The sequence below is a fragment of the Lysinibacillus sp. GW823-FHT02G10 genome, from assembly GCF_058797135.1.
The window spans coordinates 39,456-53,903 of record NZ_JBXAJI010000014.1; the positions used below are offsets into that span (position 1 = coordinate 39,456).

Here is a 14,448-nt window from a genome sequence, read left to right on the forward strand (position 1 = left end):
TGGACATTTCTTAACATTGAAGTGGATTCTAAATAAGTGAAAGGGAAGTTGATTGGTTTAATCAACTTCCCTTTCAAATTATTCTTGAAAAACCAATTGATACCCAGAGCCTCTTACCATAACGATTTTAGCTGTATGACCTGGAATCGTTTCAAGTTTTTTTCTTAAATTGCTGATATGAACTCGTAAGGCTTGTGTTTGTCCAAAGCTATCCTCATCCCAAATAAGTCGGTACAGCTCAGCAGCGGGAAAAGCTTGATTGCAATGCTGTGCTAAAAAGAATAAAATTTGGAATTCCTTTGTTGATAAAGTTAATACAGTATCACCAATTGAAACTTTTCCTGAGTGTATATGGAAGTGTAATGTATGAATAATTTTGATTCCTTCATTTACGGAAGTATGTTCAATTGGTTGCATCAACTTTTTATGTTGCCTTCGTTCAAGTAGCCGCTCAATTGTTTTTAAGAGTCGGTTGTGGTCAATGGGCTTTAAAATATAATCTATAGCCTGTACATTAAAGGCCTCTAAAGCATAATTTTCGTAAGCTGTAACAAAGACAATATCTATATAGCTTGAGACATCTTCTATTTTAGAAGCAAATTCAAGTCCAGTCATTTCAGTCATTTCAATGTCTAAAAACAATATATCAGGTTTTAGCATATCAATATTTACTAAACCATCTTTTGGATTCTGGAAGGTTCCAATAATCTCAATAGAGCCACTTGCCTTTAGCATGGATTCTAATAAACGAATGGCTAAAATTTCATCATCTATAATAACTGCTTTTAACAAGCTGCTCACATCCTCTATAAAGTAATTATTGGAAATCTTATTTCAACAGTCGTTCCTTTGTTTTCGTGGCTATCAAAATGGATAGTAGCGTTGTCGAATTTTTTTAATCTTTTGGAAATATTTAAAATACCAATGCCTTGACTAGCTGTTTTCTCACCATTTTGAATTTGCCTTAAAAGCTCTGAAGATATCCCAATGCCGTTGTCAATCAGTTGGAAAATCACCATATGCTCTTCCTGCCTTATAACTAATAGTAGCTTGCTAACCTCTTTTCTGACTTTCAAACCATGAAGAAGGGCATTCTCTACTAAAGGCTGAAGCAGTAAAGGAGGAATAAGACATTGGATAGGCTCATCCATGCAAATATTAAATTCTAATTGCTCAGGATATCTAGTACGATGAATATTTACATATGCCTCAATAAGACTAAGCTCCTTTTCCAAAGGGACAAGACTGTTGGCATTTTCAAAGGCAAAACTGTTACGTAAAAATGTAGCAAAATCTGTAATCATTGCCCGTGATTTATCTAAGTCTAAATAGCTTAGGGACAGAATGGAATTTAAGACATTATAAATAAAATGCGGTTTTATTTGTGCTTGTAAAAACGCAGTTTCCATTTTCACAGCTGTTTCTGCAGACTCCTTCAATAAAAGAAGATTGCGAACCCTTGTCATTAGCTCGGTAGCATCTAAAGGTTTATGTAAAAAATCATTTGCTCCAGATTGAAAGGCTGCAATCATATCCTCTGGGCGAACCGCCGCAGTCAACATTAGAATAGGTAGCTCTGTAGACGTGTAATGTTGCCTAACCTGTTGACAAATCTCATAGCCAGAAATTGTGGGCATCATTATATCTAAAATTAATAAATCAATACTAGGTTGTTGTGTAAGGTACTCAAAAACATGGTGTCCATTATCAATTGCTATAATGGAATAGTTTTCTTGTGTCAATATATCTATTAGTACTTTTAAATTAACAGCATCGTCATCTACAATAAGAATTTTTTTCTTTCCTATTTTCTCAACAATATGTGGGAATGTTAGGAAAGGATGCTGGTATGTTTGGATTGGCATGGATGGTAATTCCTCATTTGTCGGCTGACCTTTTCGTAATTTGAATGAAAAGGTAGCGCCTTGTCCGACAATAGAATCAACAAATATTTTCCCACCCTGCCGCTCGACAAGCTCCTTTGTAATATGTAAACCTAATCCACTGCCACCAATTGAATAATTGAATTGTTGGAACGGGTTAAAAATGGTTTTTAAATTTTCTGGTGCTATCCCACACCCAGTATCCTTAACTTCAATCACAAGGAATGACTGTTTCTCATAACAAGTTATATCAATTTTTCCTTCATTTGTATACTTCACTGCGTTATGAATTAAATTATATAAAATTTGGCGAAGACGGTTTTCATCAGCTTGGACAAAGGTTCCCCGTTCTATATGATTATAAATTTTGACATTCTTGCTAATCGTGTAGGAAAGCACTTCTACAGTCATATGTGTAATGGCATATAAATCAACAGATGCCATCCGCAATGTTAATTCATTCTCCTTCAGCTTTGAAAAATCAAGTAAATCATTGACTAAATAGGATAGACGTTCTGCAATATTGAAAATAAGTGATACTTTTTCTTTTTGTTCGTCCGCTGAGATAGGTAAACTATTATCCTTCAGCATAGATTGTGAAATGCCTATAATGCCATGTAAGGGCGTTTGGAATTCATGAGATGTTTTAGCGAGAAACTCATCCTTTAATTTATCTACACGTATCAGTGCCTCCGTTAGCTTGCCTTTTTCTAAATAAGAATCTGCAAAACGATGAGAAATATATAGGGAAAGCATTGTCAGGCAAATAAATGGCAACAATGGTGGTAAAGCACTCAGTTCAAGATTAATATTTGTATTTAAAGTAGCAACGATAAAATAAAGCAAAATGGCTAGAGAGCTTAATGTTAAATACATTACTCCAGTAGCACGTTTGTAAATTGCTATAATTTGTACATAGAAGATATAAACAATATTTGCGAATACATACAATGAGTTGATATTCTGAAATAGTGAATTAATGGATGTTGGAAGCAATGCAACCAGCATTAGAAGGGTACCTATTGCACAAAACACTTTCACAACTAAACGATTCATATGTTTTATTAGAGCACGATAAAAATACAACAATATAAAAAGGCCTACAGCTATACTAGAGATCATTTGCATTTTCTGAAATGGAGCATAGGAAATATTTATAAAGTCTAGTAATAACTTTTCGCCATGAGTAAGGGTGTAAACCCCACTTGCGAAACAAAATATAGAGAAGTAAAGCTGTTCTATACCAAATTTTGAATAAAGATATGAGCCAAAAAAGTAGATAAACATTGTTAAAAAACCTGCTAAGGTAATTAAATCGTAGAATATGGCACCCTCTCGAAGCTTTGCAATACTAGATTGATCCCCCAAAAAAATGGAGCTAATAATTCCTCCTCCTGGTGCATAATCAAAATTGGCTACATGAACAATCAATTCAAGTTCTTTTTTATCAGGCGAAAAATAAGCGGTATATGGGGTATTGTGGGGTATATAGCTGCTATCCTCAGCGGGCTCTCCACTATGTCCAACTCGCTTTCCGTTAATATACAATGCGTTCGACATTCGAATGTTACTCGTTTTAATTCCTAAAATATCTTCGGTATCATCGATTAAAACCTTGAGACGATAAGTCCCACTTTCAAATACAGGTATTTGTTGCCCATCAATTGTATATTTTGTCCAAGCTGAAGGGACATTAACAAGATAGCTTTGATAGGAATCAAAGGCTTCACCGTCCACTAAATGATTCGGGATAAATTCCCACTCCCCATCTAATTTGATAGGCGTATTATCGTGAAATGAATGATGACGTAAATCCATCACACCTTCAATCGCTTGCGGCCCATGCGACTTTGGTTGAGTTAAGAAAAAGGTAATGCCTGCTATCAGCACTGAGCCAATAATAATTGCGAACAATAACGATAATTTTTTCATCGTAAAAATCCCTTTCAAATGATTTATTTGGATTATACAAGATAACTTACGGCATTAATACAAAATTCCTACTAGCGATGAAATCTAAATATTGCGAGCTTAAAGGATGGCAATAATCTCTATCTCTGAACTGTTGAAATTAAGTTGTTTTTATGATGGAGGAATAAATAATGCTAAAAAGGAAAATAGTAAAGTTACTTTGTAAAATGAATGAAAACAAAAATAAATTGACTTATCAGAAAATTATGTATATAATATTTAGCTAAAATTTTTTTAGTTTATCTTGATTATTATTTCAAAAGAGTATATCTTAATTAGCAGATAGATTTTTTATTCTTCAACATGAATAAATATCCAATCAACTATATTCGAGAAATGTATTCTCATACACAATAAATTATAAATAAAAGGAGTTACAATTTATGAAGAACAAGTTATTCATCATGATGCTGGTACTAGTAATAGGTGTACTTGCAGCATGTGGCACTAAAGACAATAATGCAAGCGATACAGGATCTACTACGGATACAGAGGGTAAGCAAGTATTAAAAGTTGGTACATCAGCCGACTATGCGCCATTTGAATATGTGGATGCAGCAAAAGGCGAAGAAATTATTGGATTTGATATTGATCTAATCAAATTAGTTGGAGAAAAAATAGGCGTTGATATGCAAGTGCAAGATATGGACTTTAACAGTTTAGTGCCAGCACTACAAGCAGGGAAAATTGATGTCGTTATTTCGGGTATGACACCGAATCCAGAGCGTGAAAAAGTGGTAGATTTCTCAGATAAATATAATGAAACAGAGCAAGTAATCCTTGTTAAAAAGGATAGCGGTATTAAAAAAGAAGCTGACTTAGCTGGTAAAAAAATAGGTGTACAAACTGCATCTATTCAGGAAAACTTAGGTAATGAAATTGCGAAAAAGGTTGATGTAACAGTAGAAGGACGTACGCGAATCCCTGAGATTGTGCAAGATATGATGTCTAAACGTTTAGACGCAGGTATTTTAGAGGGTGGCGTTGCGAAAGGCTATTTAAAAACGAATGATCAATTAGAGGCTTTCCCAGTGGAAGAACAGCCTGAAGATTTCAAAGCAATCGCTGTTCCAAAAGGAAGCGATTTAAAAGATAAAATTAATAAAGCTTTAAAAGAGCTAGCTGAAGAAGGCAAAATCAAAGAGTTAGAAGAAAAATGGTTAGAAAAAGTTGAATAATAATTGCGTGCGATAGCTCTACTTTTGGGCTATCGCTTGTGCTTTTCATTATTATCCTTTAAGCCTCTTCTAAATTTGTGTTTGGTACAAAAAACAAAGCTACATCATGATGAAAAAGAAAGGAGGGAGCGCTGTGAATTTAGATTTTACAGCTATCGTTCCCTCTATTCCTTATATTTTAAAAGGGATAGGTGTTACACTTCAAATTGCAATCGGTGCATCCATCATTGGTTTTATCGTAGGTATACTTTTAGCATTATGTAAAATTGGTAAAGTGAATTTTTTACGTTGGTTTGCTGATTTCTATACGTCGATTTTCCGCGGTACACCTCTTGTATTACAATTACTAATTATTTATTATGCAGTACCGCAATTACTAGATATCCAAATTGAGCCTATTCCAACAGCTATTATTGCTTTTGGTTTAAACTCAGGTGCATATATTTCAGAGATTATCCGTGCTGGTATCAATGCAGTTGATAAAGGACAAATGGAAGCTGCACAAGCATTGGGGATTCCATATGCAAAAATGATGAAGGATATTATTATTCCGCAAGCAGTAAAAAATATTTTACCATCCTTAGTAAATGAATTTATTACATTAAATAAAGAAACAGCAGTTGTGACAGTAATCAGTGCATTAGATATTATGCGTCGTGCCTACATTGTAGGAGGTTCGACATACCGTTATCTTGAGCCACTACTTTTTGCAGGGGTAATCTATTACATCATGACGCTTGTTTTAACGTTCCTTGGTAAACGAATCGAGAAAGGAATGAGAAAAAGTGATTAAAATTGAAGATTTACACAAATCTTATGGGCAGAATGAAGTATTAAAGGGTATATCAACTGAAGTTAAAGAAAAAGAAGTAATTGCTATTATTGGACCTTCAGGATCAGGTAAATCGACATTTCTTCGTTGCTTAAATTTATTAGAAACTCCGACAAGTGGGAAGGTAACGATTGCAGGGGATGTCCTGACAGATAAAGGGACAAATATAATGAAAATACGTGAAGAAGTAGGTATGGTATTTCAGCATTTTCATCTTTTCCCTCATAAAACTGTGCTTGAAAATTTAACATATGCGCCAATCAATGTGAAGGGTTTGGATAAGGCTACAGCTATCAACAAAGCAGAAGAGTTACTAAAGAAAGTAGGTCTGTTTGAGAAGCGTCTAGAATATCCAAATCGTTTATCGGGAGGACAAAAGCAACGTGTTGCTATTGCGCGAGCACTTGCCATGGACCCTAAAGTTATATTATTTGATGAGCCTACATCGGCACTTGACCCTGAAATGGTTAAAGAGGTATTGGCTGTTATGAAAAACCTCGCAGATTCTGGGATGACCATGTTGATTGTGACACATGAGATGGGCTTTGCTCGTGAGGTTGCTGATCGTATTCTTTTCCTTGATGGCGGCAAGCTCATTGAGGATGCTCCTCCAGAACAGTTTTTTTCAGCGCCATCAACACAGCGTGCAAAGGATTTTTTAGAGAAGGTTTTATAATAAAACAACAGGCATTTAGCTTCTCCGTTAGATGAGAGCTAAATGCCATTTTTATTGAAGGGACATATCAAATTGAGTCTGTAAGGTGTCTAATGTAAATAATTCCTCAATATGATAGGCTCCTGCTGGATGTTTATTGTTAAGAAACTCGTTAGCTATAAATGCTGCAACTTTCGCTGTTACAAGTGATTCATCGCGATCAAGAAAGTCTAATGTGAAGCTTACTTCTTTGTGATGTTTTGTCCCAATGGCTTCTATTTGTATGCCACACACATCAGAACCAATTTTAATTTTTTGAATAAGTGAAGTGAGCAAGATTTGTATTCCGTTAAATTTTAATAGGCAAGCAATTCTATTCTTTTGTAAAAAGGATACAAATTTATTGAGTGGCTCAACATCAAAGCCTAATCTTGTGACGATAGGAATAGAAGGGAAATGCTTTGTTAATGTATGCTGGTCAGAGAAATTAAATTGATACACACTTCGTTTCCCAATCTTTTTAAATTTCACGGTTCTCTTATTAGTAAAATTAGCAACCTTATGATTGTTGTAGCTACTAAAGGGTTTATTTAATTGTTGCAATATCCAAAGAATTGCCGCGGTGCCATGTGTATCGCCTGCCCCAAGTAAGATGGAAATATGCATCTTCTCGAGGGAGGATAATTGCCTTGCAGCATGCATGGCCATTAAGTTGGTCAATCCTGGAGCCATACCAACACTAAAAATGGCTGTAGATTGTTTTTGTACAGCTAGTGAGTGGAGTGCCTCTAACTTTTTAAGGAAGGTATAGCTTGCAGTAATATCGATATAGATAATCCCTTCATTTAAGCAGAGCTGTGCAAATGCAGTATCCTTTTGCTCTAGACACATAATGACCAGTGCTACATTTTCTAATTGCTCTGGATGCACTTTTTCTGACACATCCAATTGAAGAGGTCTTACTAAGTTTTTGTGCTCGACACAGAAATCCTTAGCCTTTTCTATATTTCTTCCGGCAATCCATATTCTGTTGGGATAGCTTTGCAACAATAATTTTGCAATTTTCCCTCCCACTTCACCATAGCCTCCGATGATTAAGATATTCCCATTTTTCATATAGTAGTTTCTCCCTTAATAGCGACTAAAGCGTCAATCATATGTGTTTTAAAATAGGGAAGGATTGTTGTAAAGCCAGCCTCTTTCAGTAAATTAATAAGCAATTCAAGATTAATAGGATGGGTTGTGACGCTAAAGGATTGCTCAAAGCGTTGCCAATGATCCTCACCTATTCCGTTATGAAGCATGGAGCTTCGCCAATAACAAAGCTCATGTTTGAACGTTTGTGAAGTTAAATCAGCATTTATCGATGAAATAAATAACACTCCATTCTCTTTTAAGCTATCCGCAATCTTTTGAAGCATTGTTCTCTTTTGATCAAGGCTTTCTATGAAATGCAAAACCAAATGACAACTAACTACATCGAAAACCTCATTTACACTTAAGGATAGTAGATCCTTCTCAACCCACATAATAGTAGGTCGATGTGGTAGCGATTCAATTTGTTTAGCAGCCAGCTCCAGCATTTCCTTTGAGGAATCGACTGCTGTGAAATGGGCAGAAGGAAATGATTTGCCTAAAGTGAGTAATTCCTGTCCACCTCCAGCACCTACCACTAAAAATTTATTTGCAGGAGTGAAATTCTGAAGTATATTGACCATCATGTCATAAATAAGATCATAGCCTATGATTTTTTGTCGAATGGACTGTTGATAATTGTTGACAGAAGGACTGTCCCAGCTATGTATAGATCTATTCATTAAAATACCTCCAAAACAATTTATTTTTATGCGTTAAAATTGAGAGCAATTCCTTCATCTTTAAGCAATCATTCTGATGAAAGGCTGATGATTGTTTAGTGAAGTCACCTAGTATCTGTGTAGGACTATTCCCTAAAAATATCTGGTGGACCACCTTAACTAGGCATGAAAATAGTTTGATGTGCTAGACCTCCTATAAGTTGTAATGGCACTCTTTTTGCATATAGATTAGCTCCCATATTAAGAGGAAGTACCATAAATTGTGCTTGGTTTTTTTGTATTTGAGCTAAAAGGGTATCTACTGTTTCCCCAGGTAATAAGTTCAATATCCTCTTTTGTTCTGCCAACAGGATGCTTGGAAAAATAGCAGACGAGTTAGGGGCATTAATAGTAGCTTTAATCTGAATTCACACCACCCACAATTGCTTGAGACGATTTCTCTGAGCAGCCACTAATAACGGAAGTAGCTAGCAAGAAAATAAAAAGTAAAAATTTTCTTCAAAATAGTATTCCTACTTGTTGAACTTCTGTACAATTCAATTAAGAATTATTCTCAATTATAAACTTTCGGAAAAAAAGAACTATCCCATATTTCTGGGGGGAGGTAGGTGTTTATGAAGGAAGCACAATATTGGCAACGAAAATCTGACCAATGCTTAAAGCACAGCAAAAATTCGTTTGAATATCGTCAATTGATGATCGAAGCTCTACGAACACATATAAATTTTGATGCGTATTGCTGTACATTAACGGATGTACATACTCTTTTTTCGGTAGGAGCAGTTACTGAACAATCAATAGAGGCGATTCATCAGGAGATTATGGAATTGGAATATACGACAGAAGATGTAAATAAATATGGATTCTTAGTTCAAAGTGGGCAAAACATAGGCAGGTTAAGCGATTCCTCAAGTCGAAGCTTTCGCTATAGAGAAGTTTTAATGCCCAATGGTTTTAGTGATGAAGTAAGAGCTGCATTAATTTATCAAGGACAATGCTATGGTTTTTTAACACTATTCAAAAGAGCTGAAAATGAACAGCCTTTATTTAAAGATCAAGATGTGATGCTTATAAAAAGACTGATGCCAATTATGGGTGAATCATTAAAGAAGTTCTATCATTATATTATTGAGGAGAGGATTCCAGCTGTAGAAGGAGAACAAGGCATTGTTATTTTTGATAAAGGGTTAAAAATTCTTTCAAGTAATACCAAAGCTTTTGAATTGCTATCCATTTTAAGAAAGTATGAAAGTTTAGCAGAAATTCAAGTTCCTAAGCCTATTCAAGCTATCTGTGCAAAGCTACTTGCTGATAAGTACAATTCAAATACTTCTTTAATAGTACCTATCAAAGATACAGGCTATATTGCTATTCGGGCATCACTTTTGCTGACAAGCCAACAAGAACAGCAAATTGCTTTATTAATAAATGAAGCATCATCAAGAGAAATGCTCAATTTCTTAATAACAGCCTATAATCTTACCCCTAGAGAAAAGGAAGTAGTATTTGAAGTTATTAAAGGGATTCCTACAAAAGAGATTGCTTATAATCTTGATATTTCAATCTACACGGTACAAGATCATTTAAAGGTAATTTTTCAAAAAGTAAATGTCTCAAATCGAAATGAGCTAGTATGGAAGATCTTCTCCCGCTTCCAATTAGATTAAAGGTGGACTACCAAAAGAAACTGCTATCTTTCTAGCAGTTTCTTTTGTTTATTAGCATTTTAATCAGTAGATTTGTATTAGAAGTTAAAAGGTTAAGAAAAATTAACCTAAAAAAGGGAATGAACTCATAGCGGAATCTATGGACCTATAATATAATGAAAAAAAGTTATAAAGAACCAAAAAAATGTAACCTTTAGATTTTTTATTAGGTAATAAGAATTATTTGTTTTACATAAATTAATTTCTGAATATTAAAATATTTTAATTGGAGGTATCACACTTATGGCATGGACATTTAGTTTTAACGTTACAAATGACACAGATCGAGATTTAGAATTGGTGGAATCACAATTGCACTGGGGATACTGGAATACAAATGGTGAAGAGGATAAAGGACCCCAATCAATTAAAGCAGGACAAACAATACAGGCCGTTGGGGTCAAATCTGCCTTTGGTCCGAATGGTTACGAATTTTCTTGTTCATGGAAGGATAATAACAAGAATCATGAAGGAAATATGCAGGAACCATATGGTGTTGTAAGCCTTTATGTTAATGTGCCATATAACAATCCCAATGAAGCAACTTGCAGAGCGAATGGGTATTTTGAAGTGAATGAATGGAAGGGTATTACTCATGATGGACATAACTTTGTTCGAGATATACGGATTTCGAATAAGATGGACAGGATTAGAAAAAAGGAAGTACCTAATAGTTTATATACAGATTGGTCCAAAATAGACACATTAAAGGTTGTTGAGAATGTAGAAACTATTGATCTAAATCAGTATATTCCTAGTGGAGTTAACTTTGAAAAGAAAGCAATATTTAAAACGTCTATATTTAAAATTTCGAAAAAACTTTGGGATGGGGTTAATGATGTAGATTTTGATAGCCTTTATTTGAAAAAGCGTGAAGTGAATGATTATTTTTCTGTTGAGGTTACTTGCATAAGAGCAGATGCTTCAAAAGTTGAAACTGTCACTAGAAGAGGAAAAATAAAAGTAAAAGATGAACAGTTTATATCGACTACAAGTAAAAAAGTAGTAGAAAAGGTTAGCACGATTGAAACCGCACTGAAATTTTCGGAAAAAGCTTCAGTTTCTGAAGAAAAGATAGTGAAGGCGAGTGTTGAGCAAGAATTACAGACGGAATTAAGAGCGAAGTTTAATATATTAAATTCTGTGACCAAAGAACAACAACAAACAGAAAGAAAGTCAATTGATAGAGAATTTGAAGCACCAAACGATAAAGATATGGATGTTGTACCTTGGATTTTTAGTAAAATGATTCTTTTATATCGAACTGATAAAGATAATGTGACAACATTAATCGGAGCATCCGAATGGGATTACGCAATTTTGAACCGTACACATGAATTCGATGTTATGGATAATGCAAAGATAAAAGTAACAACAGGAGGGGAGAATTAAAATGGCAACTTGGACTTTTTCATTAATGATAACAAATGCAACAGATCGTGAATTAGAAGTTTTTCATAAGGAGAGAACTTGGGGTATTTGGAATACAGAGGATATTGAAGGCAAAGAGCCTATGAATGTTCCGCCTAATACAACTATTCAGGCTTTAGGAATTAAGGCTTCAACAGGGCCTAATGGCTATGAATGTTCTTGCTCTTGGCGAGATAAGGTACCGCCAGGTGAAAAATCCTATGGTACTATCTCGTTATCATTAGACGTACCGCAAAAAAGTCAAAATAGAGCTGAATGCTTGGCTGATCATCAATTTCATATAGATAGCTGGGAAAAACTACCGGAAAAAGGGCATAACTTTGTACGTTCCATCATTGTTACAAACAAGAACTCCTAAGCGCAATTAATATTTGTATGGTGATAAATATGAAACGAATTACATGTGATTTTTCTGACGATTTGATAAATTTTGATGAAATAAGCTTACGTCTCGCTACAAAGGAAGACCAAGCGGTATTATATCGAATATTTGAAGAATCACGAATGGAGTTATCTTTTATAGAGGATGAAAATGTAAGGAAAAGTATTGTACAACAACAATATGAATTAGATAATGTGCAGACTAAGAAGATGTTCCCAAGGGCAGAAAAGATAATTGTTCAATATAAAGGGAAGCCAATCGGGAGATATACCATTGATAAAACAAATATAAACTATCGATTAATTTGGATAGGATTCCTTCATACGTGGAGAAGCAAAGGTATTGGGAAGTATATTATACAATCTATGATGAAGGAAGCAACCCATTATTTGAAGGGCATGGAACTTGAAGTGGCTAAATTTAATATAGCTGCCTATCAGTTATATAAAAAGCTAGGGTTTAAGATTGTAATGGATAAAGAAGCAACATTTGAGATGTACTGGAGAAAATAAACTTAAGGAGAGATATTTATGGAAGCATTTATAGGAGTAATTTTACCTTGGGCAGGAACATACGCTCCAAGAGGATGGTTGTTTTGTAATGGACAACAATTACAAATTAATCAATACCAAGCTTTGTATGCAGTGATTGGATTCCAATACGGAGGGGATGGAAAAACGGTTTTTAATTTGCCAAATCTTAATGGCCGCGTTCCAGTAGGTGCCGATATGGGGGGACAAAGAGATGCAGGAATATCATCTTATTCGAATGGTAGTAAGGGTGGTACAGAGCAGACGACTTTAAGTATAAATAATTTACCAAGACACAATCATCTTTTTAGTAGCGCAGGTGGTATCCTTAAAAACGCTAATGCTACTGTTGCTATTCCCGTTGTAAATAATGATGGTACGACTAATATTCCAGATGATAACAGTACCCTCGGAAAAGGCATTTCTAATGGCAGGGACGCTAATATTTATAGTAAGAATACTTCAAACGGCACTCTAAAGTCCTTTGATGCTCCAGTAACTGGTGATGTATCAATTAGTGGGATAATAGGAGAGACAGGTAGTGGTACTTCATTTGATAATCGCCAACCTTATTTAGCAGTGAACTATATTATTTGTATCGAAGGACTATATCCACCGAGACCTTAGTAATTGAGGGGCGTGTTATGATGAAAATATTTTCTAGGTTAAAGATAGGCATTCTGTGTATTTGTATGATAGTACTAAATCTTTCTTCGATGACAATTGTGGAGGTTCCAAGAGTTTCAGCAACTACCTTTCCATCAAGCGAGGATTTTGAATCTAGTGACGGCGTGGGTACAAATCCCCGTATTATAGGGGATTGGGAATTTGCATTATTAAAAATTGATGGTACTTTGGATGATTCAAATAATAGTAACAATGATATTGACGATTTTTATCCAACTGATAAAAGTTTAGGGATGTCGGGTTACCCTGGTATTGTTACTACAGCTTCTATTAAGTCCATTAAAGGAAATTTCAAGCTAAACTCATTACGATTAGAAAGTGCGGTTAATGAAATTGTAGAACTCAAAATAGAAGGATATAGAGATAATACATTTGTTACCGGAGCTGTAGTTATAAATCAGTACATGCCTTTTGAAAAAATTGATGTCCCATTAACGGGGGAACCATGGCAAAACATCGATGAAATTAGAATTAGTAGAACAGATGGAGTTGCAGATATATTTGTGAGGATTTATCATTTGGATGTAAGTGCATCAGTTACGAGTACAGAAGATTTAATACCTCCAGAAATAAGCAATTCATCTATTAATGTTATGAATATTAGTAATAATAGCGTGACATTAAACTGGCTAAAAGCAACAGATAATATTACTTCTACAGAAGATTTAGAATATCAAATCTATCAATCTACAAGTAACAATATTGATACAGTTAGTCATATAGAGACAAATGGCATTGCTTTAGGAAACTATTCAAAGGATATCGCAACATTTGATATACCTGATTTATTACAAAATACAACCTACTATTTTAACATCATAGTGAAGGATGCAGCAGGAAATAAAACAGCCTATACTATGGTGAATGTAACTACACTTAAAGCGTATTCTGTAAGTTTTAGTGTGGACGGAGGAAGTACAGTCCCAGCACAAACAATAGCTCATGGAGAAAAAGCGACGGAGCCACCTCCACCAACGAAAGTGGGACATACATTTGTTGGCTGGTATACAAGCAGTACGGGAAATACAGCATTTAATTTTGATACTACGATTACAGGAGACACAATGATTTATGCGAAATGGAATCCTGTGACACATACAGTGAGCTTTGATGTAGATGGGGGAAGTACAGTCCCAGCACAAACAATAGCTCATGGAGAAAAAGCGACGGAGCCACCTCCACCAACGAAAGTGGGACATACATTTGTTGGCTGGTATACAAGCAGTACGGGAAATACACCATTTAATTTTGATACTGTGATTACAGGGGACACAACGATTTATGCGAAATGGAATCCCGTGACACATACAGTGAGCTTTGATGTAGATGGGGGAAGTACAGTCCCAGCACAAACAATAGCTCATGGAGAAAAAGCG

13 protein-coding genes are annotated in these 14,448 nt (G+C 35.0%); 9 read left to right on the forward strand and 4 right to left on the reverse strand.

Annotated features, from left to right (window positions below):
• Positions 1–78: 78 nt before the first annotated feature.
• Entirely contained in the window at positions 79–792 is a 714-nt protein-coding gene (locus AC1RFD_RS21850) for a DNA-binding response regulator (RefSeq protein ID WP_048395759.1), read from the reverse strand.
• A 14-nt stretch (positions 793–806) separates the two neighbouring features.
• Positions 807–3,815, reverse strand: coding sequence for an ATP-binding protein (locus tag AC1RFD_RS21855; RefSeq protein WP_492475263.1), 3,009 nt, complete (start codon positions 3,813–3,815; stop codon positions 807–809).
• Between the two features lie 422 nt (positions 3,816–4,237).
• On the opposite strand from AC1RFD_RS21855, the gene AC1RFD_RS21860 reads away from it, so the two are divergent.
• The 3 genes from AC1RFD_RS21860 (at position 4,238) to AC1RFD_RS21870 (ending at position 6,540) form a co-directional block, all read left to right on the forward strand.
• Entirely contained in the window at positions 4,238–5,032 is a 795-nt protein-coding gene (locus AC1RFD_RS21860; RefSeq protein WP_004233155.1) for a transporter substrate-binding domain-containing protein, read from the forward strand.
• A gap of 133 nt (positions 5,033–5,165) precedes the next feature.
• Positions 5,166–5,825: an amino acid ABC transporter permease gene (locus AC1RFD_RS21865; protein WP_036075291.1), complete on the forward strand. Its 660-nt coding sequence runs from the start codon at positions 5,166–5,168 to the stop codon at positions 5,823–5,825.
• Positions 5,818–6,540 (forward strand): amino acid ABC transporter ATP-binding protein, encoded by a 723-nt coding sequence (locus AC1RFD_RS21870; protein ID WP_054548544.1) that lies wholly within the window; start codon positions 5,818–5,820, stop codon positions 6,538–6,540. Before AC1RFD_RS21865 ends, AC1RFD_RS21870 begins: the two co-directional genes overlap by 8 nt.
• A 51-nt stretch (positions 6,541–6,591) precedes the next feature.
• On the opposite strand, the gene AC1RFD_RS21875 is transcribed toward AC1RFD_RS21870, so the two are convergent.
• Together AC1RFD_RS21875 and AC1RFD_RS21880 are read right to left on the reverse strand one after the other, a co-directional pair.
• The gene (locus tag AC1RFD_RS21875; RefSeq protein WP_492475264.1) at positions 6,592–7,635 is read right to left on the reverse strand and encodes a saccharopine dehydrogenase family protein; all 1,044 of its coding nucleotides are present in this window, start codon (positions 7,633–7,635) and stop codon (positions 6,592–6,594) included.
• Positions 7,632–8,336, reverse strand: coding sequence for a class I SAM-dependent methyltransferase (locus AC1RFD_RS21880; protein ID WP_281217393.1), 705 nt, complete (start codon positions 8,334–8,336; stop codon positions 7,632–7,634). Before AC1RFD_RS21880 ends, AC1RFD_RS21875 begins: the two co-directional genes overlap by 4 nt.
• Positions 8,337–8,950: 614 nt before the next feature.
• Between AC1RFD_RS21880 and AC1RFD_RS21885 the strand changes: the two genes are divergently transcribed.
• The 6 genes from AC1RFD_RS21885 to AC1RFD_RS21910 form a co-directional block, all read left to right on the forward strand.
• Entirely contained in the window at positions 8,951–10,003 is a 1,053-nt protein-coding gene (locus AC1RFD_RS21885; protein WP_492475265.1) for a helix-turn-helix transcriptional regulator, read from the forward strand.
• A 282-nt stretch (positions 10,004–10,285) separates the two neighbouring features.
• The gene (locus tag AC1RFD_RS21890; protein WP_048390798.1) at positions 10,286–11,434 is read left to right on the forward strand and encodes a hypothetical protein; all 1,149 of its coding nucleotides are present in this window, start codon (positions 10,286–10,288) and stop codon (positions 11,432–11,434) included.
• A 1-nt stretch (position 11,435) separates the two neighbouring features.
• Entirely contained in the window at positions 11,436–11,831 is a 396-nt protein-coding gene (locus AC1RFD_RS21895; protein ID WP_048390796.1) for a hypothetical protein, read from the forward strand.
• 29 nt (positions 11,832–11,860) lie between these two features.
• Positions 11,861–12,367, forward strand: coding sequence for a GNAT family N-acetyltransferase (locus AC1RFD_RS21900; protein WP_048390794.1), 507 nt, complete (start codon positions 11,861–11,863; stop codon positions 12,365–12,367).
• An 18-nt stretch (positions 12,368–12,385) separates the two neighbouring features.
• The gene (locus tag AC1RFD_RS21905) at positions 12,386–13,012 is read left to right on the forward strand and encodes a phage tail protein (protein ID WP_048390792.1); all 627 of its coding nucleotides are present in this window, start codon (positions 12,386–12,388) and stop codon (positions 13,010–13,012) included.
• A 20-nt stretch (positions 13,013–13,032) separates the two neighbouring features.
• Positions 13,033–14,448: InlB B-repeat-containing protein (locus tag AC1RFD_RS21910; protein ID WP_492475267.1), on the forward strand; the 1,416-nt coding region annotated here is incomplete at its 3' end.

Coding starts and splice junctions, on each gene's coding strand:
- AC1RFD_RS21885 (WP_492475265.1), top strand. CDS start 8,951: ATGAAGGAAGCACAATATTGGCAACGAAAATCTGACCAATGCTTAAAG.
- AC1RFD_RS21905 (WP_048390792.1), top strand. CDS start 12,386: ATGGAAGCATTTATAGGAGTAATTTTACCTTGGGCAGGAACATACGCT.
- AC1RFD_RS21875 (WP_492475264.1), bottom strand. CDS start 7,635: ATGAAAAATGGGAATATCTTAATCATCGGAGGCTATGGTGAAGTGGGA.
- AC1RFD_RS21855 (WP_492475263.1), bottom strand. CDS start 3,815: ATGAAAAAATTATCGTTATTGTTCGCAATTATTATTGGCTCAGTGCTG.
- AC1RFD_RS21860 (WP_004233155.1), top strand. CDS start 4,238: ATGAAGAACAAGTTATTCATCATGATGCTGGTACTAGTAATAGGTGTA.
- AC1RFD_RS21895 (WP_048390796.1), top strand. CDS start 11,436: ATGGCAACTTGGACTTTTTCATTAATGATAACAAATGCAACAGATCGT.
- AC1RFD_RS21890 (WP_048390798.1), top strand. CDS start 10,286: ATGGCATGGACATTTAGTTTTAACGTTACAAATGACACAGATCGAGAT.
- AC1RFD_RS21880 (WP_281217393.1), bottom strand. CDS start 8,336: ATGAATAGATCTATACATAGCTGGGACAGTCCTTCTGTCAACAATTAT.
- AC1RFD_RS21900 (WP_048390794.1), top strand. CDS start 11,861: ATGAAACGAATTACATGTGATTTTTCTGACGATTTGATAAATTTTGAT.